A 2,122-nucleotide genomic window follows, 5' to 3' on the forward strand; every position below is an offset into this window, starting at 1 on the left:
CTTGATGAGTTTTTCTGTCCACTTAAATGTTCAACTTAAATTTTACAATCTGCCATATAATTAAGGTTACTAATCATAATCGGGAGGAATGATCGTGAATCTTAATGATGCCATCCAAGAGTGTTGGGGCAAAATCGACGAGGGGCAGGTGGCAACTTACATCCCTGCCCTGGCTAAGGTTGACCCCTACCAGCTCGGGATCTATCTTTTTGATGTTACCAACGATAAGAAGGCCGAGGCCGGCGCATCCCAGGTCCGCTTTGCCATTGAGAGTGTTTCTAAGGTCATCACTCTGCTCTACGCGATTGAACGCTTAGGACTCACTGCGGTTGAAGCCGAGGTGGGAACCCGGCAAACGGGCTTTCCGTTCGATACCGTCCTCAACATGGAGATTACTAAGGAGACTCACCCGCTAAATGCCTTCATTAACAGTGGGGCGATCCTGATCAGTTCCCTAATTGAAGAACAGGACGGCCAATCACCCTTTGCGCAGATCTTCGAATTCAGCCGTAAGATTTGCAACGACCCGGAGATTACCCTCAACAATGAGATCTACCAGTCAGAACTCCGGACTGGCGATATGAATCGTTCCTTAGCCTATTATCTTAAGGCCAAGGGTGTCTTGAATAATGACGTGGACACCAGTCTTGAAACCTACTTCAAGCAGTGTTCAATGATGGTAACATGTCAGAGTTTAGCTAACCTCGGTGCTGTTCTGGCTAACGATGGCGTCGCTCCATGGAATGGTGAACGCATTATTTCTAGTGAAGCGGCGACCTATACCAAGTCGGTTATGATGACAACAGGGCTCTACACCGAATCTGGTACCTATTCCGTTAAGATTGGGGTGCCAACTAAGAGTGGCGTCGGTGGTGGACTCGTCTCGGCCGCTCCGAGCCACTACGGTATTGGTATCTTTAGTCCAGCCCTTGATGCGGCAGGAAACAGTGTGGCTGGATTAGCCCTCCTGGAGCTGGTCAGCAAAAAGCTCAAGCTCGATATTTTCAGATACTAGTACTCTTATAGCTTAAAGCCAAAGGGCGTGAATCACCACAGTCGGTGGTTCACGCCCTCTTTCTATGATATTCGGTAAGGATTCTTATCTTTACCGTTTTTTATTGCCTATCGTCCCCACAACTATTCAGTTATTTTTCGAAAGGATATATTCCCTAACTTGCTAAAATTGCCGTTAGTTCTCGTTCAAAAACCGGTAACCAAATCTTCAGGTAACCTTCTTGAGTGGGGTGAACATCATCAAACATCGCATTAGGGTGAGCTGCTGTACTGGCCAGCAGGCCCTGGTTGTGAAATAGGTCAATAATCGTAAAGTCCCACTTTGCTTGTAGCTTCTTTAGCTGAGCAATCAAGTTTGCATATTGGCCGGCAGGATCATCCTGCAAGCAGGTGTAGAAAGTGAGGGGACAATCAAAGTGCGCACGGACGTAGTGGCAGATCTCCTCAATTGCGCCTAGTGTCGTCGAACAGTCAAAATTATCCCACTGGTCACTTGGGGTAATATTTCCCAACACCTTACCATGACGATTATCGTTAGTCGATAGCTGACAAACAAACAGGTCATAATGACTATTTGCCGAGAAATCATGTTCGAGGCGGTCAAGGTAGCCACCCGTTTCTAATCCCGCTAAGGTAGTTCCAGAGATTGCCGACTTGGTTACCTGTACACCATCACGTGCCTGTAGATAATCAACAAAGGACTTTCCCTTTGCCGCAAAGCCATAAGTTACCAATGAGCCAAGGAAGGCAATCCTTTTTCCTGCCAATGGTGAGGCCGAATTAAAAGTAACGTTATTAGGACTATATTCAGTTGCATTTCCCCGTTGATAGGCCGTTGAATTAAGCATCTTATCAAGGAAATCTTGAAGCTGTGCTCCTGTATTCTTCATTGTGAATTACTCCTCTTTATAGCTACTAAGAATCCCGATTATATTACTATTACACTTGCTTTTGTTCAAGTTCACTACATGTGCTTTACCGTGAAGAAAAAGCCTGTATACCGATTGTTAGCAGTCGATATACAGGCTTTTAATACTTCTTAAGTAATAATGATGCCGACAAGAGGAGTCGAACCTCCGACCTTCTCTTTACGAGGGAGATGCTCTAC

The 2,122-nt window shown here is 45.7% G+C and carries 2 protein-coding genes; one reads left to right on the forward strand and one right to left on the reverse strand.

Annotated features, from left to right (window positions below; translation table 11 throughout):
- The first annotated feature begins 94 nt into the window (after window positions 1-94).
- Window positions 95-1,015, forward strand: coding sequence for a glutaminase A (glsA, locus tag ACI31H_RS02920; RefSeq protein WP_439770502.1), 921 nt, complete (start codon window positions 95-97; stop codon window positions 1,013-1,015).
- Between the two features lie 154 nt (window positions 1,016-1,169).
- Here glsA and ACI31H_RS02925 read toward each other — a convergent pair whose 3' ends face one another.
- On the reverse strand, window positions 1,170-1,904 hold the full coding sequence (locus tag ACI31H_RS02925; protein WP_439770503.1) for an SGNH/GDSL hydrolase family protein: 735 nt from the start codon (window positions 1,902-1,904) through the stop codon (window positions 1,170-1,172).
- Window positions 1,905-2,122 lie beyond the last annotated feature (218 nt).

The sequence above is a fragment of the Limosilactobacillus sp. genome, from assembly GCF_051873035.1.
In the GTDB taxonomy this organism is placed as follows: Bacteria; Bacillota; Bacilli; order Lactobacillales; family Lactobacillaceae; genus Limosilactobacillus.